General features: G+C 68.2%; 27 protein-coding genes and 1 riboswitch. Of the genes, 20 read left to right on the top strand and 7 right to left on the bottom strand.

The annotated features are described in order from the left end of the window. Window positions 1–9: 9 nt before the first annotated feature. The 6 genes from Pmi06nite_RS08435 to Pmi06nite_RS42940 all read left to right on the top strand — a co-directional run bounded on the left by Pmi06nite_RS08435 (window position 10) and on the right by Pmi06nite_RS42940 (window position 6655). Window positions 10–1107, top strand: coding sequence for an enolase C-terminal domain-like protein (locus tag Pmi06nite_RS08435; protein ID WP_203952324.1), 1098 nt, complete (start codon window positions 10–12; stop codon window positions 1105–1107). A gap of 29 nt (window positions 1108–1136) precedes the next feature. Further along, window positions 1137–2525, top strand: coding sequence for an ABC transporter substrate-binding protein (locus tag Pmi06nite_RS08430; protein WP_203952323.1), 1389 nt, complete (start codon window positions 1137–1139; stop codon window positions 2523–2525). A gap of 26 nt (window positions 2526–2551) precedes the next feature. Next, on the top strand, window positions 2552–3460 hold the full coding sequence (locus tag Pmi06nite_RS08425; RefSeq protein WP_203952322.1) for a carbohydrate ABC transporter permease: 909 nt from the start codon (window positions 2552–2554) through the stop codon (window positions 3458–3460). Between the two features lie 47 nt (window positions 3461–3507). Beyond that, the gene (locus Pmi06nite_RS08420; protein ID WP_203952321.1) at window positions 3508–4362 is read left to right on the top strand and encodes a carbohydrate ABC transporter permease; all 855 of its coding nucleotides are present in this window, start codon (window positions 3508–3510) and stop codon (window positions 4360–4362) included. 437 nt (window positions 4363–4799) lie between these two features. Continuing rightward, window positions 4800–6410 (top strand): GMC family oxidoreductase, encoded by a 1611-nt coding sequence (locus tag Pmi06nite_RS08415; protein ID WP_203952320.1) that lies wholly within the window; start codon window positions 4800–4802, stop codon window positions 6408–6410. A 32-nt stretch (window positions 6411–6442) separates the two neighbouring features. Further along, entirely contained in the window at window positions 6443–6655 is a 213-nt protein-coding gene (locus Pmi06nite_RS42940; protein WP_203952319.1) for a ketopantoate reductase family protein, read from the top strand. Between the two features lie 352 nt (window positions 6656–7007). Here the strand turns inward: Pmi06nite_RS42940 and Pmi06nite_RS08405 are convergent, their stop codons facing one another. After that, a complete protein-coding gene (locus Pmi06nite_RS08405) occupies window positions 7008–7310 on the bottom strand; it encodes a hypothetical protein (RefSeq protein WP_203952318.1) in 303 nt (100 codons plus the stop codon). A gap of 69 nt (window positions 7311–7379) precedes the next feature. On the opposite strand from Pmi06nite_RS08405, the gene Pmi06nite_RS08400 reads away from it, so the two are divergent. After that, window positions 7380–7829 (top strand): DUF5131 family protein, encoded by a 450-nt coding sequence (locus Pmi06nite_RS08400; RefSeq protein WP_203952317.1) that lies wholly within the window; start codon window positions 7380–7382, stop codon window positions 7827–7829. A 193-nt stretch (window positions 7830–8022) separates the two neighbouring features. Here Pmi06nite_RS08400 and Pmi06nite_RS08395 read toward each other — a convergent pair whose 3' ends face one another. Continuing rightward, on the bottom strand, window positions 8023–8778 hold the full coding sequence (locus Pmi06nite_RS08395; RefSeq protein ID WP_203952316.1) for an SDR family NAD(P)-dependent oxidoreductase: 756 nt from the start codon (window positions 8776–8778) through the stop codon (window positions 8023–8025). 240 nt (window positions 8779–9018) lie between these two features. On the opposite strand from Pmi06nite_RS08395, the gene Pmi06nite_RS08390 reads away from it, so the two are divergent. Continuing rightward, complete coding sequence (locus Pmi06nite_RS08390; RefSeq protein ID WP_203952315.1) at window positions 9019–9846, top strand: helix-turn-helix transcriptional regulator; 828 nt, start codon at window positions 9019–9021, stop codon at window positions 9844–9846. Window positions 9847–9949: 103 nt separating this feature from the next. Here Pmi06nite_RS08390 and Pmi06nite_RS42935 read toward each other — a convergent pair whose 3' ends face one another. Next, window positions 9950–10354, bottom strand: a complete 405-nt coding sequence (locus Pmi06nite_RS42935) for an RNase H family protein (RefSeq protein ID WP_373317276.1) — start codon at window positions 10352–10354, stop codon at window positions 9950–9952. On the opposite strand from Pmi06nite_RS42935, the gene Pmi06nite_RS08380 reads away from it, so the two are divergent. Next, window positions 10266–10844 carry a hypothetical protein gene (locus tag Pmi06nite_RS08380; RefSeq protein ID WP_203952313.1) on the top strand — a complete coding sequence of 193 codons (579 nt, stop codon included), beginning with the start codon at window positions 10266–10268 and terminating at the stop codon, window positions 10842–10844. The genes Pmi06nite_RS42935 and Pmi06nite_RS08380 overlap by 89 nt on opposite strands. A gap of 373 nt (window positions 10845–11217) precedes the next feature. Here the strand turns inward: Pmi06nite_RS08380 and Pmi06nite_RS08375 are convergent, their stop codons facing one another. After that, entirely contained in the window at window positions 11218–11721 is a 504-nt protein-coding gene (locus Pmi06nite_RS08375; RefSeq protein WP_239113757.1) for a DinB family protein, read from the bottom strand. 281 nt (window positions 11722–12002) lie between these two features. Here Pmi06nite_RS08375 and ltaE point away from each other — a divergent pair, with 281 nt between their 5' ends. Continuing rightward, the gene (gene ltaE / locus Pmi06nite_RS08370; RefSeq protein ID WP_203952312.1) at window positions 12003–13007 is read left to right on the top strand and encodes a low-specificity L-threonine aldolase; all 1005 of its coding nucleotides are present in this window, start codon (window positions 12003–12005) and stop codon (window positions 13005–13007) included. Window positions 13008–13069: 62 nt separating this feature from the next. On the opposite strand, the gene tenA is transcribed toward ltaE, so the two are convergent. Then, window positions 13070–13765, bottom strand: coding sequence for a thiaminase II (gene tenA, locus Pmi06nite_RS08365; RefSeq protein WP_203952311.1), 696 nt, complete (start codon window positions 13763–13765; stop codon window positions 13070–13072). Beyond that, window positions 13763–13874, bottom strand: a riboswitch (TPP riboswitch). It overlaps the preceding gene by 3 nt. Window positions 13875–13932: 58 nt before the next feature. Here tenA and Pmi06nite_RS08360 point away from each other — a divergent pair. The 9 genes from Pmi06nite_RS08360 (at window position 13933) to Pmi06nite_RS08320 (ending at window position 22278) form a co-directional block, all read left to right on the top strand. Further along, entirely contained in the window at window positions 13933–14853 is a 921-nt protein-coding gene (locus Pmi06nite_RS08360; RefSeq protein ID WP_203952310.1) for a hypothetical protein, read from the top strand. Between the two features lie 265 nt (window positions 14854–15118). Then, window positions 15119–15208, top strand: a complete 90-nt coding sequence (locus Pmi06nite_RS08355) for a potassium-transporting ATPase subunit F (RefSeq protein WP_203952309.1) — start codon at window positions 15119–15121, stop codon at window positions 15206–15208. A gap of 108 nt (window positions 15209–15316) precedes the next feature. Beyond that, window positions 15317–15985 (top strand): response regulator, encoded by a 669-nt coding sequence (locus Pmi06nite_RS08350; RefSeq protein WP_203952308.1) that lies wholly within the window; start codon window positions 15317–15319, stop codon window positions 15983–15985. A gap of 355 nt (window positions 15986–16340) precedes the next feature. After that, entirely contained in the window at window positions 16341–17030 is a 690-nt protein-coding gene (locus tag Pmi06nite_RS08345) for a hemerythrin domain-containing protein (RefSeq protein ID WP_203952307.1), read from the top strand. A gap of 171 nt (window positions 17031–17201) precedes the next feature. After that, a complete protein-coding gene (locus Pmi06nite_RS08340; protein ID WP_203952306.1) occupies window positions 17202–18200 on the top strand; it encodes a FecCD family ABC transporter permease in 999 nt (332 codons plus the stop codon). Continuing rightward, window positions 18197–19237, top strand: coding sequence for a FecCD family ABC transporter permease (locus Pmi06nite_RS08335; RefSeq protein WP_203952305.1), 1041 nt, complete (start codon window positions 18197–18199; stop codon window positions 19235–19237). The genes Pmi06nite_RS08340 and Pmi06nite_RS08335 overlap by 4 nt, the downstream gene beginning before the upstream one ends. Continuing rightward, on the top strand, window positions 19237–20073 hold the full coding sequence (locus Pmi06nite_RS08330; RefSeq protein ID WP_203952304.1) for an ABC transporter ATP-binding protein: 837 nt from the start codon (window positions 19237–19239) through the stop codon (window positions 20071–20073). The genes Pmi06nite_RS08335 and Pmi06nite_RS08330 overlap by 1 nt, the downstream gene beginning before the upstream one ends. A 25-nt stretch (window positions 20074–20098) precedes the next feature. Further along, window positions 20099–21073: an ABC transporter substrate-binding protein gene (locus Pmi06nite_RS08325; RefSeq protein ID WP_239113756.1), complete on the top strand. Its 975-nt coding sequence runs from the start codon at window positions 20099–20101 to the stop codon at window positions 21071–21073. Window positions 21074–21282: 209 nt separating this feature from the next. Then, window positions 21283–22278 carry a helix-turn-helix transcriptional regulator gene (locus Pmi06nite_RS08320; protein WP_203952303.1) on the top strand — a complete coding sequence of 332 codons (996 nt, stop codon included), beginning with the start codon at window positions 21283–21285 and terminating at the stop codon, window positions 22276–22278. Between the two features lie 83 nt (window positions 22279–22361). On the opposite strand, the gene Pmi06nite_RS08315 is transcribed toward Pmi06nite_RS08320, so the two are convergent. Continuing rightward, entirely contained in the window at window positions 22362–22637 is a 276-nt protein-coding gene (locus Pmi06nite_RS08315; protein ID WP_203952302.1) for a helix-turn-helix domain-containing protein, read from the bottom strand. A gap of 63 nt (window positions 22638–22700) precedes the next feature. On the opposite strand from Pmi06nite_RS08315, the gene map reads away from it, so the two are divergent. After that, window positions 22701–23468 (top strand): type I methionyl aminopeptidase, encoded by a 768-nt coding sequence (gene map / locus Pmi06nite_RS08310; RefSeq protein WP_203952301.1) that lies wholly within the window; start codon window positions 22701–22703, stop codon window positions 23466–23468. A 17-nt stretch (window positions 23469–23485) separates the two neighbouring features. Here map and Pmi06nite_RS08305 read toward each other — a convergent pair whose 3' ends face one another. Continuing rightward, complete coding sequence (locus Pmi06nite_RS08305) at window positions 23486–23998, bottom strand: MarR family winged helix-turn-helix transcriptional regulator (RefSeq protein ID WP_203952300.1); 513 nt, start codon at window positions 23996–23998, stop codon at window positions 23486–23488.

Here is a 23998-nt window from a genome sequence, read left to right as displayed (position 1 = left end):
AAAGTCAGTATGAAGATCACGCATGTTGAGGTCCACCGGATCCACGTCCCGGCGGCAGACCCTCCGTTCCAGTGGCGGCACGGACTGGGCGGCAGCGCCCCCGCGGGCGAGGGCGCGGTCCTGCGCATCGGCACCGACGAGGGCGCGGAGGGAGTCGCGCTGTTCGCCCGCCCGGGTGCGGCGGTGATGTTGCAGGACCTGGTGGACCGCGTGTTCCGGGAGGAGCTGCTCGGGCAGGACCCATTCCAGCGCGAGTGGCTGTGGCACCGGGTGTGGGAACTGGACCGGATCCAGGAGCTCCCGCTGCCCACCCTCGGCCTGATCGACATCGCCTTGTGGGACCTCGCCGGCCGGGTGAGCGGACAGCCCACCTGGCAGGTGCTCGGCGGCTTCCGTACGGAGATCCCGGCGTACGCGTCGACATCGACCTTCGCCACCACCGAAGAGTTCCTCGACGTCGCCGATCAGTGCCTCGACCTCGGATACCACGGCATCAAGCTGCACGCCTGGGGCGACGCCACCCGGGACGCGGCGCTGTGCGTCGCACTGCGCGAGCACGTCGGCCCGGACGTGCCGCTCATGTACGACGGCTCGGCCGGGTTCGACCTGCCGGATGCGATCCGGCTCGGCCGCGCCCTCAGCGAGGCCGACTACCTCTGGTACGAGGAGCCGATGCGCGAGTTCAGCATCACCGCATACCAGCGACTGGCCGAGGCGACGGACGTTCCCCTGCTGGTGGCAGAGACCTCCGACGGAGCACACATGAACTCCGCCGACTTCATCAAGTCCGGTGCGGCGACGTTCGGCGTGCGCACCAGCACGACCCTGCGGGGCGGCATCACCGGTGCGATGCGCACGGCCCACCTGGCCGACGCGTACCGGATCCGGGCGGAGGTGCACGGTTCGGACATCCCGAACCACCACCTCTGCATGGCCATCTCGAACACCACCTACTACGAATCGCTCGTGACGTCCCGCACCGTGGTGCGGGAGCGGCACGTCGACGCGGCGGGGTTGGTGCACGCCCCGCAGGGGCCGGGGATCTCCCTGCCCGCGCACTTCGACTACGGACCTGAGCTGCGACAATTCGTCGAGCCAGGCGCCTGAACCCCCCTAAAATGCAGGAAGGCATATCCATGAAGTCACCCGAGTCGGCGAAGCCAGGCATGCGGCGCCTGGTGTCGCGCAGTGCCTTCGCACTGCTGTCGCTGTCGGCAGCCACGGTGCTGGCCGGCTGCGCGAGCGCCACACAGTCGACCCCCACGGCGAGCCCGTCGGCCGCCTTCAAGCCCGCCGCGCAGACCGCCGGATCGCAGATCACGGTATGGGCGGACTCGACCCGGCTTCCAGCCGTGCAGCAGTACCAGAAGTCGCACCCCGACGTGAAGATGAACATCGTCACCTACGACGGCAGCGCGAACGGTTCGACCTACCTGCAGACCAAGGTGCAACTGTTCGACCGGACCGGCAACGGCTGGCCGGACGTCGTGTTCGGCAGCCCCACGGACGTCACGTGGGCCTCCCAGCCGACCAGTCCGTCCGCCACGGCTTTCGCCGCCCCGCTGGATGCGAACCTGGTGCCACAGCAGACGCTCGACGGCTTCGCCAAGGGTTCGCTGGCACCGTGCCAGTTCAACGGGCACACCTACTGCCTGCGCAACGACATCGCGCAGGTCGTGCTCTGGTACAACAAGACGCTCATGGACAAGTTCGGCTACCAGGTGCCCACCACCTGGGAGCAGTACGAGGCGCTGGGGGAGCAGGTCGCCAAGGAACACCCCGGGTACCTGGTCGGTGCCGTCGGCGACACCAACTCCCAAGAGTCCTACTTCTGGTCGAGCCAGTGCCCGGCGTTTCAACTGGAGGACCCGGCCACACTCAAGGTCGATCTGACGGACGGAAACTGCACCCGGATGGCGACCCTGCTCGACAAACTGATCGCCGCCAAGGCGGTGACCACGCAGGGCTTCTTCAGCCAGGGCTTCGCGAAGGACCCTGGCGGCAGCAAGGTGGTGATGGCCAACGGCCCGTCCTGGTACGGGCAGTACCTGTTCAACGCGGCCTTCAAGGTCCCGGCCGGACAGATCGCCGCCGCGGCCCCGCTGACCTGGGAAGGGGAGACCACCGCGGCCACCGGCAACGTGGGCGGCGGGGTCTGGATGGTGTCCTCGCACAGCAAGAACCTGAAGGCGTCCACCGACCTGGCCACCTGGCTCACCACATCCAATGACTTCCAGGCGAACGCGCCGACCTACCCCGCCTATGTCCCGGCGGCCAAGGCGTGGCTGGCCAACCCCGCGAACAGCAAGTACTTCGCGACCGACATCAGCGCCGTCTTCGAGCAGGCGGCCGATCTCGTCTGGACCGGCTGGTCGAACACCAAGTTCAGCGACGCCACGGCCTGGTCGAACGTCGTACTGCCGGCGTTGACCCAGGGCAAGACCCTCACCGAGACGCTTCCGCAGTGGCAGACGGCGATCACCGACGAGGCGAAGTCCGTCGGATACACGATTGCTACCAAATGACCGCATTGAACACTGGACATGAAGCAGTGTCCTCTGTCACGCCGGTCCGTCGTCGCGCCACCACGCGACGACGGGCCGGCCTGGCCGGCTACCTGTTCGTCTCCGGCTACGCGATCCTGCTGCTGGCCTTCGGGATCTTCCCCACGGTGTACGCGTTCTTTCTGGCGCTGACCAACGACCGCGGCCAGTTCACCGGGCTCAACCAGTTCATCAAGGTGGCGCAGGACTACCGGTTCGCGCCCGCCTTCCTCAACATCTCGCTGTACCTGGTGATGTGGCTGCTGTCGGTGGTGGTGCTGACAGTCGTCGTCGCCATCGTCCTGCGCAGCCGGATGAGACCGAGACTCTCGGCGATCTTCCGCTTCCTGTATTACCTGCCGGGCGCGCTCGCGGGCGTGGCGAGCGTGCTCGTGTGGCTGTTCATGCTCGACCCGGCGGTCAGCCCGGTGTCGTGGCTGCTGCGTTCCCTGGGTTTCGCCGACTTCGCGGCGGTGCTGTCGCCGGGCGATCTCCCGGTGATCCTCGTGCTGATCGCATTCTGGACCGGTGCCGGCGGCTGGATCGTGGTGATGTACGGCGCGCTCAACAACATCCCCGACGAGGTTTTGGAAGCGGCCCGGACGGACGGCGCCGGCCCGTGGAAGACCGCATGGCACATCCAGATCCCGATGATCCGCAAGTGGATCGCCTACATGGCGATCCTCGCGTTCGCCGGCGGCACACAGCTGTTCGTCGAGCCGCAGATGCTTCAGACCGCCAGCCTCGGCCGAGTCAGCCCGACATGGTCACCCAACCAGCTGGCCTACGTCTACGCCTTCCAGCACGGCGACTTCAACGGCGCCGCCGCGATCTCGATCTTCCTGCTCGCGCTCGGGCTGATCTGTGCCGCGCTGCTGGTGACCCGCTCCGACCTGTTCAAGGTGGACGAATCATGACGAACACCTCTCACGCGTCGGCGACACGGCGCCGCCAGTCGACCCTGGTGCCGAACCTCATCGTGATCGTGCTGTTCGCGGCACTGCTGCTGTTCTTCATCGTTCCGGTCATCTGGCTGCTGCTCGCCCCGACCAAGACGGCGAACGAGCTCATCCATGACAACCCGCTGTCTTTCGGGTCTCTGGCCAATCTCGGCGCGGCCTGGCGGCACCTGATCACGTTTCAGGACCACGCGCTGTTGGTCTGGCTGCGCAATTCCGCGGTCTACTCCATCGGGGCGCTCGTTGTCACCCTGGCCACCAGCGTGCCCGCCGGATACGCGCTGGCGCTGACGAAGTTCCGGGGCCGGAAAACCCTGCTCGTAATCACACTAGTGGTCATGATCATGCCGACGGCGACCCTGGTGCTGCCGATCTTCCTCGAGCTCAACCAATTCGGGCTGATCGGCACGATCTGGTCAGTCATCCTGCCGTTCTCGTTCTACCCCTTCGGCGTCTATCTGGTGTACATCTACTTCGCGACGACCCTGCCGAGGGAGATCCTGGCCGCGGCGCGCATCGACGGATGTTCGGAATGGCAGCTGTTCACCCGGATCGCGCTGCCGCTGGCGAAACCGGTCGCCGCGCTCGTCGCGTTCTTCAGCTTCGTCGGCAACTGGAACAATTTCTTCCTCCCGTACCTGGTGTTGCCGAACAGCGACCAGTTTCCGATCCAGGTGGGGCTGAACCAGTTGCTGTCGTCCACCCCGTCGTTCAACCCGGTGGCCGGTGCCGGCCTGAACATCACCAGCCCGGAACTGGCACTGGCGATCATCATCGCCATCGTGCCGGTACTGGTCCTCTTCCTGTTCTCGCAGCGCGCTCTGGTCTCCGGCATGCTTGCGGGTGCCACCAAGGGATGAACCGCCGGTCGGCCGGTGGCTGTCGGTGCCGTTTTTCGTGTCACCTCAGGCGACCGGGAGTATTCGTGTAGCAGGCTGCCGAGCCGGTCTCGTCGGATGACCGTGATGCCGGTGTCGAGGGGGACAGGGAGTGCCGGACCTGGCCTGGTTCAGCGCACGGTGTGAACGGTGCTCGTTGAAATAGGCCTCATAGTCGTGAGGACCGCGCAGGATTGTGCGCCCAAGGAACAGCGACAGACGGCAGGCTATTCAGCACTCGGTAGGGGAGTACTCCAGTTCGCGCATTCCTATGTCAATCAAGCCTTCGAGAAGGAGTGGGAATCGCTGCAGACCGTCGTTCCAATAACGATCAGCATCTTGACCAAGCGTTTGGGTTGTGGAGTACATTCGCTCTGGCTGCGGTGTCGTAGTCGTTCATCGTCGCTTGCGAGGGCCACATGGATGAGTCCGCCGACTATGTCATCGTTGGGGCCGGGAGCGCCGGATGTGTGCTGGCCAGACGGCTCGCCGACACCGGGGCCCGCGTCATTCTGCTGGAAGCAGGCGGATCCGACCGGTCGAGGCTCGTGCGCAAACCCGGGCTGATCGCCGTGTTCCACAACATCCCCGAGCTGAAGAAGCGGCTGGACTGGGGCTACTACAGCAGCCCGCAGGCCGCCGCGCTGGACCGCAGAATCCCGCAGACCCGTGGGAGGGTGCTCGGCGGCTCGGGGTCGATCAACGGGATGGTGTTCGTGCGCGGCCACCGCCGGAACTACGACGACTGGGCGGCCGAGGGCTGCCAGGGCTGGAGCTACGCCGACGTCCTGCCGAGCTTCAGGCGGATGGAGAACTGGGAGGACGGCGGCACCGACCTGCGCGGATCCGGCGGCCCGATCCAGGTGACCCGCGCCAAGGACATCACCCCGGCCTCGCAAGCCTTCATCGAGGCCCTCGCCGACACCGCGGGCGTCATGAAGAACGACGACTACAACGGCGAGTACCAGGAAGGCGCCTCGCTCTTCCAGCAAAGCGCCCACCGCGGGCTGCGTTACAGCTCGTCGGTCGGGTACCTGGACGGCCACGGCCTGCCGAACCTCAAGATCGAGACAGGCTGCCTGGTGACTCGCGTCGTGCTCAGGAACGGCCGGGCCACCGGGGTGGACGTGATCACCAAGGAAGGGCACCGGACGATCCGGGCGACCCGGGAGGTGATACTCGCTGCCGGCACATTCGGCTCGGCGCAGCTCCTCATGCTCTCAGGCGTCGGCCCCGCCGCGCACCTACGCGAGCACGGCATCGAGGTCGTCGCCGACCTGCCGGTCGGGGACAACCTGCACGACCACATGTTCGTCCCGATGACGTATCTCATGAAGTCGGCCCGCAACAGCGGCACCGCGCGGTACTTCGCCGCAGGACTGATCAGGGAGACGCTGCGCGGCGGCACCACCTGGGTGAGCCGCAGCGTCTTCGAGGCCGTCGGCTTCGTCCGCAGCTCCATGGCCTCCGGCGATGTCCCCGACATCCAGATCCACGCCCTTCCCTGGGGGTACCCCGGCCCCAACCAGGACGCGCCCATCAGGCACAAGGTCGACCCGCGCCCGTCGCTCACCCTCCTGGCCACGCTGATCTACCCCAAGAGCCGGGGCACCCTCCGGCTCTCCTCCGCCGACCCCACGGCCGCGCCGGTCATCGACCCCGCCTACCTCGCCGAGCCGGACGACCGCAGGCTGCTCCTGGACGGGATGGATCTCGTCCGCGACGTGATGGCCAACAAGATCATCTCTGCCGATGTGACCGGCGAGCTCGCCCCCGGCCCCGCCTACCCGGACCGGTCCGCTCTGGCCGCCGAGGTGCCGAACCGCGCCACGACGGTGTACCACCCGGTCGGCACGTGCCGGATGGGTGCCGACGAGCGGGCGGTGGTCGATCCGGAACTTCGGGTGCGCGGCGTCGAGGGCCTGCGCGTCGCCGACGCCTCGATCATGCCGTCCATCACCGGAGGCAACACCAACGCCCCCGCGATGATGATCGCCGAACACTGCGCATCCCTCATGCTCCAGCCCTGAGTTTCGTGGGCCGCTGCATCCCAGGACCTTAGGTGATCCGTACGTTCGTCGAACGGGCTCGTGAGTCTGGACCGCCTTCGACGCCGAGTTACACCTCGATGGCGCGCGACGTCATGGCCGGTAGGCCGACTGAGGTCGGCTTCATGTTCGGCGGCCTCGTCCTTCGCGCGGCCAAGGTCAGCGTCGGGGTACCGCGCGTCACACTCGCACACGAGCTGATATCAGCGATGGACCCGGATCGCTGAAGTGGCGATAGGAGCTCTGGTGATGCTTGATCTCCGCGCCGTGGAACCAAGCGGAGGTGAAAGAGACTAGGTCAAGGTCTACCGCCTGACAGGCTGCGAACTTGCGGCGCCCGCTTTAGGAGAGCGCTGGTCACACATCTGGCCCTTACGGCCTGAGCTTCGGGGACGCGCCATACACCTGTCGTGTATTACATGATCATCCCGTGCGTGTCCCGCAACGGCGGAGTCGGGCAGCTACGTTACTCACTGACAAGCAGACGAAGGGCGGTCACGGCAGCTCCATAGTTCTCCACGGCAGTTGGCGCCGAAGCCTAGGTGAGCGTCCCCGGAATGCTGCGGCTCGGAGGCGGATCTACGAAGTCCATAGGGGTTCCTGGGACTTCGCGTTGGTCTGGTGGTCGCCGCCGATGTCGAGGGGCGGTGGGGGCCCGGTGTCGACGCTGGTCCGCAGCTGCAGGGCCTCCTGACGGCCGCGGGTAGCGAGGCTGTCGGCGAGTTCGTTGTCCGAGCGGTGGGGCCGCGGGCCGTGCGGCTGGCTGCGCAACATGCGCGAGCAGGGCGCCCCACCGTACGGGGTCACCATCACCATGGACGACGGATTCCAGTCCAAGGCACCCCAGGCGACCGGGCGGTACGTCCACGCCTGGAACAACATCGGCCGCCTCATCCTGGACGACGAGGGCACGTTCGCCTACACGTCGTTCGGCCTGCGACCAGACGCCAGGTGCAACCCATCGACTGGGTCATCGTCGGAGGCGAATCAGGCCCCGACGCCCGCCCGATGCACCCCGCCTGGGCGCGGTCTCTCCGGGACCAGGCCGTCGCCGCCCAGGTGCCTTTTCATTTCAAACAATGGGGGGAATGGGGGCCGGCACCGTTCGTCGTCCGCGTCTGCGACCCGAAGGTGGGCTGGCAGGGCACCGACGCCGAACTCGCCGAGGCGAAGAAGCAGTCGGAGGCCGCCGGCGCGACCCACGTCCACACCGGCAACTACTACGTCAAGGACGGCCGGACCATGTGGCACATCCACGAGATCGGCCACAAGCCGTGGTCCCTCGAGCGGGTGGCGCTATCTGACGGGATGGAGCCGATCCGCAGGTGGGGCAAGAAGGCGGCGGGCCGGGTGCTGGACGGCCGCATCTGGGACGAGCAGCCCCGGCGGGTGACCACGTGAAGGCGATCACCGTGAGGCCGCCTTGGTCGTGGAGCATCGCCCGCCGCGGCAAGCGCATCGAGAACCGGTCATGGATCACGGACTACCGCGGGGTGCTCGCGATCCACTCGGGTGAGCGGTGGGACAAGGACGGCGCCGTGCACGGGGCCCTGCTGACCGCGGCCCCGGCCGACCTCCCTCATGACCTTGAGGGTCAGCAGCTGAAACCGCCGTCGACCGGAAGGCTGGCTCCGGTGATGAATGCAGCCTCCGGCCCGACGAGGAAGGAGACGGCGGCCGCGATCTCCTCGGGGCGCCCGAACCGCCCTATCGGGGTGCGTGAGGTGACGAACGAGGCATCTTCCGCATCAGCCGGGTTCATATCGGTATCTATCGCGCCGGGCTGAATCGCGTTGACGGTGATGCCGCGTGGGGCGAGATCGCGCGCCCAGCCCTTGGTGTAGGCGACGACCGCAGCCTTCGTCGCGATGTAGTCGGAGATACCGGGGAAGGGCGCGCTGGTGGTGGCGGATCCATTGGAGGCGATAGACACGATCCGCCCTCCCTCCGGCAGGAGGGGCGCCGCAGCGACCACCGTACTGACAACTGCTTGAAGGTTGATGGCCAGCTGGCGGTCGAAGGCGCTCTGGTCGCGATCCGGCGCGTCGACAGTTCCCGTGACATGCACCCCCGCATTGTTGACAAGGATGTCGAGTCGACCGAAGTGATCGGCGACCTGGCGGACAAGTTGCTGTGCTCGGCTGGGGTCGGCCTGGTCGGCCTTGACAGCCAATCCGCGACGGCCGGTCGCTTCGATGGCCGCGAGGGTCTTCTTGCCCTTCTCGGGGTCGGCGGCATAACTGAACGCCACGTCGGCTCCATCAGCCGCGAGCCTGACGGCAATGGCTGCCCCCATTCCGCGCGATCCGCCCGTCACCAGGGCGACTTGGCCTGTGAGCTTCCGATGCATGGGTGTCCTCACAATCATTTACCGCAGTTCGGTGGGACTGCTGCCGGCGCGCCAACACGTGTGCTACCCCGGCATCCGCAGCCCGGCGACGATCTCCCGGGCGACGGTCCACGTGACACAGGTGGGCTGCTTGGTCATGCCTACGAGACTGGCCCGGCGGGTGGGTGCGGCGCCTCACCACGTTGTGGGTACCCATGGCGTGGGTTGGTTGTCCCGGGGGTGCAGGAGCAGGATGGGGGCGTGAGCGAGCAGCGGAACACGGAACTCGGGGACTTCCTGCGGTCGCGGCGGGCGGCGCTGGCCCCCGCCGAGTCGGGCGTTCCGATATACGGGACGGTTCGGCGGGTTCCGGGGCTGCGGCGCGAGGAGGTGGCTTTGCTCGCGGGCGTGAGTGTGAACTACTACGCCCGCATCGAGCAGGGGGAAAGCCACCAAATGTCCGAATCGGTAGTGGAAGCGATCGCCAACGCGCTGCGTCTCGACGACAACGAGCGACTTCACCTGCTGCGCCTGGCCTGGCCCGGGCAGCGCGCCCAACGGGACCCCGGGCCCGAAAAGATCCGCGACTCACTGCTCGCACTGGTCGAGAGCAACAGCGAGCAGGCGGCATTGATCGTCGGACGATACATGGACCTGCTCGGCGCGAACCGGCTCGGCTATGCGCTCTTCGGCCTCACTCAGGGGCAGCGGCCTAATCTGGCCAAACAGGTGGTCCTCGAACCGGCGATGCGCGACCTCATGGTCAACTGGGCCGACCAGGTCCGTAATGTGGCCGCCTACCTGCGGATGGCCACCGGTGATCTGTCCGACGATACTCAGCTCGCGGAATTGATCGGCGAGCTGAGTATCAAGAGTTCGGAGTTCGCCCGATTCTGGGCTGTCCACCCAGTCAGTCAGTGCACGAACGGAGTGTACGAGCTCGACCACCCCATGGTCGGCCGCCTGACTCTGAACGAGGAAACCTTGGGACTGGGGGAGAACTCCGGGCAACGCATCATCTTCCTCGGCGCCGCACACGGCTCCGATTCTGCGCAGCGCCTGCGACTGCTGGACTCCCTGATCCCTTAAGCCCATCGCGGGGAACGTCAGCAGGTGTGGTGCTGGTGGAGCAGCAAGCACTCCCCGCCGGGGTTCCCCGACCTTGTCCTGGTCCACGTGGGCAAGAAGCGCATCATGTTCCGTGAGCTGGATCGCGTGGTGTCATCTCGGCGGCGCAGGCCGCGTGCATGGCGGCGCTCACCGCGGTTGGGATGGACGTCGCGGTGTGGCGGCCGGAGGACTGGCTGGACGGCGTTCTTGCGGCTGTTGTCCAGCCATTGAGGTGCCAGCGCGGCACCCATTCGGTGATGCCTTGACGTACGTACTGGCTGTCGGTGTGCAGGCGTACCGTTGCCGGTTTGGTGAGGCTTTCCAGTGCTCGACAGGCAGCCAGAAGCTCCATGCGGTTATTGGTCGTCTGCTCGGGCTCTCCACCCCAAATGTGCTTGATGCGCAGTATGTTCGCCCAAGCAGATGACGAGTTCCCAAGCGTCCAAGGCGTATCGGCGATGTTGAGCGCCTTTGAGGGCGCGGACAACGATCGAGTGACCTACTTGCTGACTGATGCACTGGATATCTTCCGCGCCACCTATGCGGCGCTGAGCCTGCCCGATGTGCAGGCCGACCGCTCGCTTCAGATGGCCATTCGACGGCTCGTATTTGCCGGATCACGCCGTGTCGACGCCGACCGCCTGATCGACCTGATGATGTCCGCGGAAGCTCTTTTCATCAAGCGCGCGAACCTGCCGCAAGGCACCAAAGGGGACAAGATCGCTGCGGCTGCGGCTGCTCTACTGGCCGGTGACCCAGAACTGAAGGCTGACGCTCTTCAAATCCAAACGTTTATGAGGACGGTGTACCAAGCGCGCAACGCCGAGATGCACGGCGACGACCGGCCCTACTCGCAATTTCGCCTGCTGGACGGCTCGGCGACGAACTCCATGCCGAGCGTGCTCAACGATGCGGAGAAGCTCATGCGCCGCGCAGTCCTAGCCGTACTCGCCGAGTACACGGCAGTCGCTAAGTGACCAGGATCCGGCCCCCGGAGCCGATCTTGGTCAAGCCTGCGCGTCCGCTGTAGGAGAGCGCTGTCCGTCTTGGCTTGTCAGGCTGTCTGACCTGCTTGGACGTTTCGGATGGTGCACACGCGTCACTTGATCATCCCGGGCATGTCCCACGCTGAAACGGTTACCTGATGTCCTAATCATCCCCACATGCTCGCCGTACTGGATGGCGTGTCGTTCTGGTCTGCCGCGCTTCTGCCCTTGAGTCGAACGGCATGGTGATCGGTGGCTCGATGGCGCTTTGGTGGAGCTGCGTGCGGCAGTCATGGGGCGGTGTGTTGCCGCGGAGCGGGCCCTGCTCATTGGACCTGTGCGTGATCACGGTGGTGGGATCGGACTATTCGCCGGTGACGCCGTCGATCCGCTCGCGCAGCAGGTCGGCGTGGCCGTTGTGCCGGGCGTACTCCTCGATCATGTGGACGAGGATCCAGCGGTGGGAGCAGTCCTGCCCATGGCGCTGCTGCTTTCCGATGGCGTCCAGCGGCACCTCGGCCGAGAGCTTGCGGGCGTGCTCGACCTCGGCCCGCCAGGTGGCGAAAGCCTCCTCGGCGGAGGCGGTGTCCACGTCGTTGAATTCGGCGTCGGGGTCGTCGGTCTTGTAAAGGAGGGGGACGTCCTCGTCGTTCAGCACGCGGCGGAACCAGGCGCGCTCCACGTGTGCCATGTGGCGGACCAGCCCGAGCAGCGACATGGTCGACGGCGGCGCGGAGCGTTCGCGGAGTTGCTCCTCCGAGAGCCCCGCGCATTTGACGGTCAGGGTCTCGCGGTGCCAGTCGAGCCAGTTGTTCAGCATGGTGCGCTCGTCGCCGATGAAGGGAGGGGGAACGCGGTTGTCGGTCACGGCTCACGATCCTCTCACCGGTGAAGTACCGTCTGGCCACGGCCGAGGATTCGCTGCGCCGGCTCCGCCTCGCGCTCCCGAGACCACCGAACGACCCAGCCATGGCGCGCCGGCCTGGTCATCCAGGGCAAGAAGACACCATCCGTCGATACGTGACCAGGTTTGACCCGCTCAAAGGCGTATTTTCGGATCGCACTACACTCCTGTGACCCGTCGTCTGGCCCGCACGAGCGCTTCGAGCGGCTGTGGGCCGTTGATGTCATCCACAGGAAGGCCCTGACGTGATCGACTTGCGCAGCGACACTGTTACCCGTCCGAGTCAGGCGATGCTGGCGTCGATGGTGGCGGCCGAAGTCGGTGACGACGTCTGGGGCGACGACCCGACCGTCCTGCGCCTGCAAGCGACCGTCGCGGAGCGTGCCGGCAAGGAAGCGGGTCTGTTCTTTCCGAGCGGCACGCAGAGCAACCTCGCCGCGTTGATGGCGCATTGCGGCCGCGGTGACGAATACATCGTCGGCCAACTGGCGCACACGTACAGGAATGAAGGCGGCGGCGCGGCCGTGCTCGGCAGCATTCAGCCGCAGCCCATCGAGAACGCCGCGGACGGTTCCCTGCCGCTCGACGAGATCGCCGCGGCGATCAAGCCGATCGACGATCACTTCGCACGAACGCGTTTGCTCGCGCTCGAGAACACGATCGGCGGGAAGGTGCTGCCGGCCGGGTATGTCACCGAAGCGGCCGCGCTGGCGAAGAGCCGCGGTCTCGCGACGCATCTCGACGGCGCGCGCGTTTGCAATGCGGCCGTCGCGTCGGGTCAATCGATCGCCGCGCTGTGCGCGCCGTTCGATTCGGTCTCGATCTGCTTCTCGAAGGGGTTGGGGGCACCTGTCGGTTCGGTGCTGGTCGGCAGCCAGGCCTTGGTCGAGAGCGCGCGCCGGTGGCGCAAGATGCTGGGCGGGGGCATGCGGCAGTCGGGCGTGCTCGCGGCGGCGTGCTTGTACGCGCTCGAACACAATGTCGATCGTCTCGCGGAAGACCACGAGAACGCCGAGCATCTCGCGCGCGGGCTCGCGGAAATCGACGAGGTCCGCGTGCGATCGCACGCGACCAACATGGTGTTCGTCCAGTTCCCGCAGGAGCATTGCGCGGCGCTCGAAGCATCGCTGCACGAGCGCGGCATTCTCACGCAGATCCTGTACGGCACGCGCTTCGTCACGCACATGGACGTCAACCGGGCGGACATCGATATGTTCGTGTCGGCAGTTAAGTCGTATTTCGCGAAATAAGAGTCACTGCCCGGTCGAGACGAAGGCCTGCCAGGAGGCGGGCCGGCCACTTCCATCAGGCGTCAGATCGGCCAGGACTCGCGTCGCCAGGCGGCGTCCCAGAACATCCATTCGTAGCGAGACGTGGTGATGAAGTGCTCGCGGGCGCGGGAGCGTTGAGCGACGGTCGCCTCGTCCCCGACGCGGTCGGCCAGGGCGACGACCCGGCGGACCACGCTCTGGAACGCCTCGTCCCCGTAGGTGGCGATCCAGCGGCGGTAGAGCGGGTCGGGTGACGAGCGTTCGAGCAGTGCCTCGCCGACACGGGCGTAGATCCAGTAGCAGGGCAACACCGCAGCGAGGCCGTCAAGGAACGATCCGCCGTGCACGGTCGCGAGCAGGTAGCTGGTGTACGCCCGAGTGGTCGGCCCCACGGGCAGCGTCGCGGCCTGCTCGGCGGAGCCGCCGAGATCGGCCATGAACGCTCCGTGCATGTCCTGCTCGGCGGCGATCGCTCCCGCGGCGTCGCCGGCGAAGGCTCGTACGTCGTCCTCGGTCGGCGCTTTGGCCGCGCACAGCGCCAGGGCCCGGGCGTAGTCGCGCAGGTAGTGCGAGTCCTGCACCACGAAGTGCCGGAAGGAGTCGTGCGGCAAGGTGCCGTCGACCAGGCCCGTGATGAACGGATGGTCGAGGATCGCCTGGTAGATCGGGACGATCGCATCCCACAGCTCTTCGCTGAAGGTCCGTTGGGTCGCTTGCGGAAAGGTCGACTCGGACATAGTTTCGGACCAACTCCCTACGCCGGCATGACCCGGTCAGGTTCGAGCGGTCTGTGGCCGCGCCAGCCACACTCTCAGCCCGGTGCGCCGGGCTCCCGCGGTGTCGTGGTCGAGGCTAACGCACGGAACCCCCGTTACCGCAACTTCTCCGCCCTAAGATCGCGTATATGGGGAAGGACGACATCGCCGACATCGCCCGGTGGTTGTGGCGCGAGGTGGACCCCGGCGACTGGTCCGGTGAGGTGCTGCGTCCGCTGGCTGAGGGGCGTGGCCGGTTGGTCCCGGTGCAGGAGCATGAGCGGCGGTACGCGGGCGACCGGGAGTATCGCGGTCTCGTCGTCCCCATTTCCTTGGACGGAGAACCGGCCGCTGCTTTCCGGCGGCATGCCGGGGCGGTGGAGGAGGCGATCGGCGCCGCCGACAGCGTCGGCAGTCATGGCCCGATAGGCCCCTGGTACGAGCGGTCGCCGGACTGGGGAGCCCCTTTCCTGCGCTGGCGGCGGCCCGGCGCCGAATCGCTCGAATTGCGCGCCGCCGAGACCGGCGCGGAGCTTTCCCTGCAGCCGACGGAGCCGTATGAGGAATGGCGGCAGGCCGCCTTCGAGTGGGGGGAGCCGTCGCAACTGCCGGGCGGTTTCGTCATCGAGTATCTGGACGCCGCCAATGAGGGGCTCAGCACGCCGGGCGGGTGGCGGGTACCCCGGTGGACGGCACTGCCGGCTTTGCTGTCGGCGTTCCTCCGCACGCTGCCCGCCGAGACGTACGCGATCGGCAGGAACGTGGGCGTCACCGCGTTCGGGGGAAGCCGCGAGATCATTGCCATCCGTTCCGCCGAACGGCTGACCGTCGAGGGCTGGTTCAATTACTTCTCGCCGGGCGAGGGACTGGGCTGGTCGCAGCGGGTCGAACGGACCCGGCGGTCGTGGACGTTCGACGCGGGCGGTCCTGGCGACGTGGATGGTGACTGGCTGGCACGCCACCTCGTCGAGGTTCTCAAGACGGAGAAGGTGTCCTCCGTGGCGAAGCTCGGGAAACATGTCCACCGCCTGGAGAACGCCCACACGGTGCTGCTCGGTCTGGGGTTCTAGCGTCCTGCCGATGGCCGCTTGATCCATCGAGGCCGCCCCGCCGCAGCGGGCGGCGTCGCCTGCCCTCTCGCTGACCGAGCAGGGCGGCGGTGGGCGCCGGACGGCTCCTGCCGTTCACCGATTCTCTACTGGGATGGGCCGGGGCTTCACCTCGCCTCCACCGGCCTGGTGCCGACACTGTCTTCGTGGCTGACGTGCTGGTTGTGCTGGGAATCGTTGGGTTCACGCTCGCGATGCTGGGCCTGATCAAGGGGCTCGATCGCGTATGAGCGTCGTCAACGTTCTGTTACTCACTGTGTCCGTCGCGGTGTTCATCTATGTGGGCATCGCGCTCTTCAAGGCGGAGTGGTTCTGATGGGGCGACGGGCGGCACGCTCGTGCCCGATGACACGCCAGGGGGAGGTCTCGCCATGACCCCTACTCTGTCCGCAGCGCCGGCGGCGCGTTCCGTTCAGGTGTCGTCGTGACGCGCGTTCTCGTCGTCGACGATGAACCGCAGATCCTCCGGGCGCTCCGGATCAATCTGGTCGCCCGCCATTACGAGGTCGCCGTCGCGACGGACGGGGGATCGGCGTTGAGGAGCGCCGCCGACTGGCATCCCGACCTGGTCGTGCTCGACCTCGGGCTGCCCGACATCGACGGAGTCGACGTCATCCACGGCCTGCGCGGATGGACCACCATCCCGATCGTCGTCCTCTCCGGTCGCACCGGAAACGAGGACAAGGTCGACGCCCTCGACGCCGGCGCCGACGACTACGTCACCAAGCCCTTCAGCATCGACGAACTGCTCGCCCGCGTCCGGGCCGTGAGCCGGCGCGCGTCCATCCGGGAGACCGAGCTCGCCAGCATCCAGGTCGGCGACCACACGATCGACCTGGTCAGCAAGACGGTCACCGGTGAGGTGCGGTTCACGCCCACCGAATGGCATCTCCTGGAGATCCTTCTGCGCAACCCGGGCAAGCTGGTCAGCCAGCGCCAGTTGCTGACCCAGGTCTGGGGCGCCGAGTTCGTCACGGCCACTCACTACGTGCGCCAGTACATGGCCCAGATACGCCGCAAGCTCGAGCGGGATCCCGGCCACCCCGTCCACCTGATCACCGAGCCGGGCATGGGCTACCGATTCAGTCCCTGATCGGAGTGGTGAAAACGCTTCCTTCTGAATTCGAGTGGAATTGGAGCGGAATTCGACTCCGATTTCGTTCGGACTGATTCGGCCGGACCGGCGAAGGTGATTTTCGGGGGAGCGGCTACGTCGGGCCGAGTCCCCGAATCCGGAGAGGTGTGCCCCGGCCGCATGAACCAGGCCTGACCAGGGAGATCATCCACGCCGTGAGGTCTGTCCGATTACCGCGGAAGACTGGCCACATAGCGCATCACTCCCAAATCTTCAGCAAGTCAGGAATTAACATCACACGAGCGATGTCAATCGTCTTGGGCTCGTTGACGTCGCCTCGTTTCCTGAACCGAAGATTAATCTGGAGAGCGCTATGACGATTGCCGCCGCGTCGCACTTCGACGGCCGCGAAATGTACATGCTGCACAACATGTTCCGGCGTGAGTTCGCGCTCATGCCGGGTCTGGTCCGCGCGGTCGCGGCCGGCGACCACGAACGGGCGCGGATCGTCGCCGGCCACATCGAGGGCGTGGCGACCGTCCTCCACCATCACCACCACAGCGAGGACGAGCACGTCTGGCCCCTGCTGCTGGAGCGTGTCCCCGAGGATCTGGCTCCCGTCGTCCGCCTGATGGAGAGTCAGCACGAGGAGGTCGCCAGGACGGCGGCCGAGATCGACGAGGCGATCGCCGCCTGGCGCGGCAGTGCGGGCCCCGAGCCCCGCGAGGCTCTGGCCGACGTCCTCGACCGGTTCCTCCCGCTGCTCAAGGAGCACCTGGGGGTGGAGGAGGAGCACGTGGTCCCGCTCATGGAGAAGCACATCACCATCACCGAGTGGAATCGGATGGTCCAGGCGGGAGCGGCGGACGTCGACCCGGAGAGCCTGCCCCTCGGCTTCGGCATGTTGATGTACGAAGGCGATCCCGAGATCGTCGAACTCGCCATCTCCAACATGCCGCCGGAGGCCCGCTCGGTCATCGGGCCGTTGGCCGCCCAGGCCTTCGCGGCCCATTCCGAACTGATCCACGGGACCCCGACCCCGCCGCGCAGCACCGAGTTGTGACCCCGTCACGTCAGACGTCGTCGGACTGACACGCCCTCGCTCCGACGGGCCGTCAGGTATCGGATATTTCGTGATTTGTCGTCCGCAATGGTCATCCCCTAGGATCCCCCCGGTTAGGTAAGCCTTACCTGGTTTGATCGGGCGAACGGGGCACAGGGTGGGCGGCGGGCGATGAGGACGAACAGGCGCCTCGCCGTACTGGCGGGGTCGGCGGTGCTGCTGGCCGCCACCGTGGTGCTGAGCCTGGCGGCGGGCAGTCGGGGGATCGCACCCGGCCGCGTGCTGGAGGTGTTGCTGCGGCCGGACGACAGCGACGCGAGCGCGATCCTGTGGTCGCTCCGGGCGCCTCGGACGATCATCGGGATCGCCGTCGGCGCGGGACTGGCGACGGCCGGAGTCCTGATGCAGGCGCTCACCCGGAACCCGCTGGCCGACCCGCGGATCATGGGCGTCTCCTCCGGCGCGTCGCTGGGCGTGGTCGCGGCGATCAACGTCTTCGGGATGACGACGCTTCCCTCCTACATCTGGTTCGGCATCGCCGGCGCCGCGCTGGCCGGGACCTTCGTGTACGCCCTCGCGGCCCGTGCCCGCGACGGCGCCTCGCCGGTCACCCTCGCGCTGGCGGGCACCGCACTGGACGCCTCCCTCACCGGCGTGGTGATCGGGGTCCTCACGGTCAATGTGAAGACCTTCGACCAGTATCGCTTCTGGGCCGTCGGGTCGTTGTCCGGCCGCCCGATCGAGGTCGCCCTGTGGGTGCTGCCGTTCGTGGTGGCCGGAATCGTGCTGGCCTTCGGCGTCGCCGGCGGATTGGACGCCCTCGCCCTCGGCGACGACGTCGCCCGCGGCCTCGGCCAGAACGTCGGCCGTGTACGGCTGACGGCCGCCGTCGCGGCGATCGTCCTGACCGGCGCCGCGGTGGCCGCGGCCGGGCCCATCGGGTTCGTCGGGCTCGCCCTTCCACACCTGGCCCGCGGGCTGGTCGGCGCCCACCACCGGTGGGTGATGGCCGTGTCGCTGCTGCTCGGTCCCGTGCTGCTGCTGGCGGCGGACGTGATCGGCAGGCTGGTCGTTCCGCCCGCCGAGATCAGAGCCGGGATCGTCACCGCGCTCGTCGGCGCCCCCTTCCTGATCCTGCTCGTCCGGCGCGGACGGACGGTGACCGCATGAGGACCGGCGTGCCGTCTTATCCGGTGGCGGGCCGTGGCGTCGTGAGCGCCGGGCCGCTGACCTTCGTGCTTCGCCGCCGCGCGGCGGGGATGTTCCTGCTGCTCCTCGCCCTCACCGCGGTCGCCGTGGTGGTGTCGCTCGGCGTGGGCAGCACGTTCGTGGCCCCCACCGACGTCGTGCGCGCGCTCGCGGGCGACGGGCCCTTCACCGTCGTCGTCCAGGATCTGCGCCTTCCGCGGATCGTCGTGGCCCTCGCCGTCGGCACCCTGCTCGGGCTGTCCGGGGCGCTGCTGCAGGCGGTCAGCAGGAACCCGCTCGCCAGTCCTGACATCATCGGCGTCAGCCAGGGCGCGGGATTCGCCGCGACCGTCGTGATGAGCACCGACCTGGGCGCCGCGTGGCTGGGGCCGTTCGCGCTGCTGGGCGGCCTGGCCGCGGCCACGGCGGTGTTCACGCTGTCCTGGCGCTACGGCCTGGCCGCCCGCCGCTTCGTGCTGTGCGGGATCGCGGTCGCGCTGGCGACGAAGGCGCTCACCGAGATCTTCATCGTGGGCGCCGACGCGATCGACGGGCAGCGCGCCCAGGTCTGGCTGGCGGGCAGCGTGGCGGGGACCGGCTACGCCGAGGCGCGGATCCTGCTGATCCCGCTGGTGGTGCTCCTCCCGGTGCTGCTGTGGGCCGGACGCGCGATGGACACCACGGCCCTGGACGACGGGGTCGCCCGCGGCCTCGGCGTACGGGTGACGCAACGGCGTCTTCTGCTGGGCGTGGTGGGGGTGGTGCTCGCCGCGCTGGCCATCTCGCAGGCGGGGGCCGTCGACTTCGTCGCGCTCGCCGCCGCCCAACTCGCCCGTCGCCTCGTGCGCGCCGAGCGCCCGCCGCTGGCCTGCTCGGCCGCCGCCGGGGCGCTGCTGACCGTGGTCGCCGACCTGATCGCCCGCACGGCGTTCGCACCCGTCCAGCTTCCCGTCGGCGTGCTCACCGCCGTCCTCGGGGGCCCCTATCTGCTGTGGCTGCTCGTACGGAGGACGCCCTGATGACAGACGAGCACGTGCCGCCGTCCCCGACGGACGGCGGCGAGTCGCGCGCGCCGGTACGGCTGGCCGCCCGCGACCTGAGCGTGGGATACGGCAACCGGCTGGTCATCGAGGGACTCGACCTGGAACTGCCGGCCGGCGCCTTCACGGTGATCATCGGTCCCAACGCCTGCGGGAAGTCCACCCTGCTGCGCACGATGGCGCGACTGCTCGCCCCTCGCGGCGGCGCGGCGCTCATCGACGGGGCCGACCTGCACGCACAGCCCACCCGGGAACTCGCGCGCCGGCTCAGTGTCCTGCCGCAGAGCCCGGTCACTCCCGAGGGGGTGACCGTGGCCGACCTGGTGGCCCGGGGGCGCCAGCCGTACCAGCGGTGGTTCCGGCAGTGGGGCGCGGAGGACTCCGCCGCCGTCGAGCGGGCGCTGGCCCTGACCGGCCTGACGGATGTGCGCGACCAGAGCGTGGAGGCGCTCTCCGGCGGCCAGCGGCAGCGGGTGTGGATCGCCATGACGCTCGCGCAGGACACCGACGCGCTCCTGCTCGACGAGCCCACCACATATCTGGACCTCGCCCACCAGGTCGAAGTCCTCGACCTGCTGCGGCGGCTGAACCGCGACGGCGGGCGCACCGTGATCGCCGTCCTGCACGACCTCAACCAGGCGTGCCGATACGCCGACCACCTCGTCGTCATGAAGGACGGCCGGGTGGTCGATCAGGGCACGCCGGACAAGGTGATGAGCGCCGAATGCCTGGCCGACGTGTTCGGCCTCGGCGGCGTGGTGGTGCCGTGCCCGGTGACGGGGGCGCCGATGGTCGTGCCGGACGCACCGGCGTAGCAGGAAAGCGAGAGGAGAAGACACAGTGAGGTTCCACGGATTCAGCCGGCTGGCCAGGGGGGTGGCCGTCGTGGCGATGGCCGGCCTGGCCCTGACCGCGTGCGGCGGCGGGAGCGGCAGCGGCGACTCCGGCTCGGCGGCCGGCGCCACGCGTACCGTGAAGCACGCCATGGGTGAGACGAAGGTGCCCGAGCACCCGTCGCGCATCGTTGTGCTCGACACCGACAAGCTGGACTCCCTCTACACGCTCGGCATCACTCCGGTCGGCGCGGCCCTGCCGGACGAGCAGTCCGGTATCCCGAAATATCTGGGTCCGTCCTTTGCCACGATCAAGTCGGTCGGAACGCTCCAGGAGCCCGACCTCGAGGCGATCGCCGCGCTGCAGCCCGATCTGATCCTCGGCTCGAAGTTCCGGCAGGAGAAGTTCTACGACGAGCTGTCGAAGATCGCGCCCACGGTGTTCACCGAGAAGGTCGGCATCACCTGGAAGGAGAACTTCCTGCTGGACGCGGAAGCGGTCGGCAAGAAGGCCGAGGGGGAGCAGAAGCTTCAGGCGTACGAGGCGCAGGCCAAGGCGGTGGGGCAGGAGCTCGGCGACCCGGCCAAGCTGAAGATCAGCCTGATCCGCTTCAGGCCCGCGGAGATCCGCGAGTACGGCCCCGACTCGTTCGCCGGGATCGTGCTGAACGACATCGGCGTCGGCCGTCCGCAGGAGCAGCTCCTCGAGGGCAAGGCCGACCGGCGGTTCGCCCCGATCAGCCCGGAGCAGATCGACCAGGTCGACGGTGACATGATCTTCGTGAGCGCGTTCGGGGCGGACGCCGCCAAGCAGCAGGCCCAGGTGACCGCCGGACCGCTGTGGAACAAGCTCAGCGCCGTCAAGGCCGGGCACGTGCAGGTCGTGGACGACGAGGTCTGGATGACCGGCATCGGGGTCACCGCCGCAGGGAAGGTCGTCGACGACGTCAAGAAGTTCCTGACGCCGCTGATCCAGAAGTGACGGTCCGCGTCCGCACTCGCTGATCCGCGTACTCGATCGCCTGCTCGATCCAGGACGCCCCGACAGGGCCGGCCGCCGGTGACCCGGCTGCCGGCCCTGAGGCCTGCCGGGAATTGCCGACTTTTTGCAATAAACCGCCCTTTTGTCAATATCCGTCACGTACGTTATGGCGCGGAGAACCGTGGACCGATGAACAGATAGCCGTTCACATGGAACAGAGCACCTCACAGTCGTCGGCGCAGCCGACTTCGCCGACCGGCGCGGCCTCGGCGGAACCACCCGGCGACGACTGCCGTACCGCGTTGCAGAGGTTACGGGTCACCGTGCTGAGCAAGCCGACCACGGTCACGCCGGTGCAGCGCTTCGGGTGGATCGGGCCGGTCTCGTTCGGTGAGGCCATCCACGGGGTGGATCTACGGGTGGAGGGCAGCGAGCTGCGTGCGAGCTACCACCTGAACCTTCCGATCTCCGGCCACGTCGAGTCCCGGCATCGTGGTGTGGACGTCGTCGCGACGCGGGACAGGGCCGTGGTGTACCGGCCCGAGGGCGACACCGCCCTGACGAGGTGGGCCGGGGACTGCCGGCTGGTCTGCGTGGGGTTCGAGCGGACCGCGCTCGACCGGGCGCTGGAGGCCCTGCTGGGGCTGCCGGTGACCTCACAGATCCCCTTCGCGCCGAGCCTGGACATGACGACAGGTCGCGCCCGGAGCTGGGCTCGGATGCTCATGATGCTCAACCACCAGCTCGGCGACGCCGACAGCGTCGTCCTGCAGCCACTGGTCGCGCCGCCGCTCGTGGACGGCTTCATCCGCGGCTTCCTGCTGGCCGCGGATCATCCGTACCGCGAGCTGCTCGACGCGCCGGCCGAGGCGGGCCGTCCGATCGCGATCCGCACGGCGATCGACATCATGGAGGCCGAGCCCCAGACGCCGCTGACGATCTCCACGCTCGCCGCGCGATGCCACGTCAGCGTCCGGACGTTGCAGGAAGGCTTCCAGCGTCATGTCGGGATGCCGCCCATGGCCTATCTCCGGAAGGTCCGGCTCCGTCGCGCGCACGACGACCTGCGCGCCGCGGACCCGTCCGTGCAGACGGTGGCGTCGATCGCGCGTTCCTGGGGGTTCACCCACCTGGGCCGGTTCGCCGCCGCGCACGAAGCGGAATACGGCATGTCACCGGTCCGGGTCCTGCGTACGCCGCGCTGAGCGGCGATGCAGGGTGGCCTTCGTGTCCTGCCAGACTGCGCGTCGGCGGTGCGGCTCGGCAGGCAGGGCCCGCGCGCGCACGATCAGACCGGCAAGGCCTGCGCTCGCCCGTCGGCGCCCTTCGAACAGGCTCCGGCCAGTTCGTCCAGGGACATCTCCAGAGCGGCGGCCAGGGCCGCGACAGTGAAGAAGGCCGGGGTCGGCGCACGCCCGGTCTCGATCTTGCGCAGCGTCTCCGCGGACACTCCGGCCGCCGCCGCGATCTCCACCATGCTGCGCTCGCCGCGCGCCTGGCGCAGCAGCGAGCCGAACCGTTCTCCGCGCTGCCGCTCCCACGGAGTCAAAGGAGTTCTCACCATGCCCGTGATACTAATACCGGTATAAGAATTGGACCGCCAGTCGGGGATTGGGAGTCGCACGAGATGGTCGAGATCAAATCCGACACGGCGCTGGACGCGATGCGGGAGGCCGGACGCGTCGTCGCCCACGCGCTCGCCGCCGCCCGCGAAGCGGCGGACGTGGGAGTGTCACTGCGCGAACTGGACGAAGCGGCCCGCGCCGTCCTCGGCGAGGCCGGGGCCGGCTCACCCTTCCTGGGCTACCGGCCCGCCTTCGCCTTCAGCCCCTTCCCCGCGGTGATCTGCACGTCGGTCAACGACGCCATCGTGCACGGCATCCCCACCGACTACCGTCTCCGCGACGGCGATCTGGTCAGCGTCGACTGCGGCGCGGAACTCGACGGCTGGACCGGTGACGCCGCCGTCAGCTTCATCGTCGGCACCCCCAGGCCCGCCGACCAAGCCCTGATCGACGCCACGCAGAAGGCCCTCGACGCCGGCATCGCCGCGGCGATGCCGGGCAACCGCATCGGCGACATCGGCCACGCCATCGGCGCCGCCGCGCGGTCGGCTCGCTGCGGCATGCCCCGGGATTTCGGCGGCCACGGCATCGGCCGCCGCATGCACGAGGACCCCCACGTGCCCAACCGGGGACGGCCCGGGCGCGGCTTCCCCCTGCGTCCCGGCCTGACGCTCGCCATCGAGCCGATGCTCATGGCCGGCGGGCGCGACGACTACCGCACCGCCTCCGACGGGTGGACCCTGCTCACCGTCGACGGCAGCCGGGCGGCCCACATCGAGCACACCGTCGCCGTCACCGAGGAGGGCCCCCGCATCCTCACCCTGCCCTGAGTGGCACCGCGCCGCCGTCAGCGGAAACGCCGGCCGCCGATGACCAGGAGGACCTCGCGGAGGGCGTCGGCGGCCTGCCGTACGGCGTCTTCCGGGACGTCGCGCAGGATCTCGCCGTGTGCCCGGACCGAGGCGGCCAGCGCGGCCTCCGTGACCCGCACGCCCTCCTCGGTCAGGCGGACCCAGCGGCTGCGCGCGTCTCCCGTGTCCGCCTCGCGCTCCACGTGGCCCGCCGCCGCCAGTCGCTGCAGGACGTTGCTCGTTCCGCCCGAGGTGAGGAAGAGCGACCTGGTCAGCTCACTGGGCTTGAGCCGGTACGGCTCGCCCGCGCGGCGCAACGCGGCCAGCACGTCGAACTCGGCGTAGGTCAGGCCGAGCTCGGCGAGCGCGTTCCTGATCGCCTGCTCCAGCAGCCCGCCGACGCGCGAGACCCGCTTGCTGAGCTCGAGCCAGGCCACGACGTGCGGCGCCATGCTCGACTCCCACGCCGGAACAAGCGCGTCGACCTCGTCTCGTTCCCCTTCGTGCAC

This window comes from Planotetraspora mira (assembly GCF_016863275.1).
Classification (GTDB): Bacteria; Actinomycetota; Actinomycetes; order Streptosporangiales; family Streptosporangiaceae; genus Planotetraspora; species Planotetraspora mira.
The sequence above is the reverse complement of the archived record's forward strand: the minus strand, read 5'-3'. Positions and strand labels throughout refer to the sequence as shown.

Excerpts from the sequence above, each read along its gene's own strand:
- Pmi06nite_RS08430 (WP_203952323.1), top strand. The coding sequence starts at position 1,137 with ATGAAGTCACCCGAGTCGGCGAAGCCAGGCATGCGGCGCCTGGTGTCG.
- Pmi06nite_RS08360 (WP_203952310.1), top strand. The coding sequence starts at position 13,933 with ATGGGGAAGGACGACATCGCCGACATCGCCCGGTGGTTGTGGCGCGAG.
- Pmi06nite_RS08435 (WP_203952324.1), top strand. The coding sequence starts at position 10 with ATGAAGATCACGCATGTTGAGGTCCACCGGATCCACGTCCCGGCGGCA.
- Pmi06nite_RS08405 (WP_203952318.1), bottom strand. The coding sequence starts at position 7,310 with ATGTTGTTCCAGGCGTGGACGTACCGCCCGGTCGCCTGGGGTGCCTTG.
- Pmi06nite_RS08340 (WP_203952306.1), top strand. The coding sequence starts at position 17,202 with ATGAGGACGAACAGGCGCCTCGCCGTACTGGCGGGGTCGGCGGTGCTG.
- Pmi06nite_RS08380 (WP_203952313.1), top strand. The coding sequence starts at position 10,266 with ATGCGCAGTATGTTCGCCCAAGCAGATGACGAGTTCCCAAGCGTCCAA.
- map (WP_203952301.1), top strand. The coding sequence starts at position 22,701 with ATGGTCGAGATCAAATCCGACACGGCGCTGGACGCGATGCGGGAGGCC.
- Pmi06nite_RS08330 (WP_203952304.1), top strand. The coding sequence starts at position 19,237 with ATGACAGACGAGCACGTGCCGCCGTCCCCGACGGACGGCGGCGAGTCG.
- Pmi06nite_RS08395 (WP_203952316.1), bottom strand. The coding sequence starts at position 8,778 with ATGCATCGGAAGCTCACAGGCCAAGTCGCCCTGGTGACGGGCGGATCG.
- Pmi06nite_RS08345 (WP_203952307.1), top strand. The coding sequence starts at position 16,341 with ATGACGATTGCCGCCGCGTCGCACTTCGACGGCCGCGAAATGTACATG.
- Pmi06nite_RS08320 (WP_203952303.1), top strand. The coding sequence starts at position 21,283 with ATGGAACAGAGCACCTCACAGTCGTCGGCGCAGCCGACTTCGCCGACC.
- Pmi06nite_RS08335 (WP_203952305.1), top strand. The coding sequence starts at position 18,197 with ATGAGGACCGGCGTGCCGTCTTATCCGGTGGCGGGCCGTGGCGTCGTG.
- Pmi06nite_RS08315 (WP_203952302.1), bottom strand. The coding sequence starts at position 22,637 with ATGGTGAGAACTCCTTTGACTCCGTGGGAGCGGCAGCGCGGAGAACGG.
- Pmi06nite_RS08355 (WP_203952309.1), top strand. The coding sequence starts at position 15,119 with ATGAGCGTCGTCAACGTTCTGTTACTCACTGTGTCCGTCGCGGTGTTC.
- tenA (WP_203952311.1), bottom strand. The coding sequence starts at position 13,765 with ATGTCCGAGTCGACCTTTCCGCAAGCGACCCAACGGACCTTCAGCGAA.
- Pmi06nite_RS08415 (WP_203952320.1), top strand. The coding sequence starts at position 4,800 with ATGGATGAGTCCGCCGACTATGTCATCGTTGGGGCCGGGAGCGCCGGA.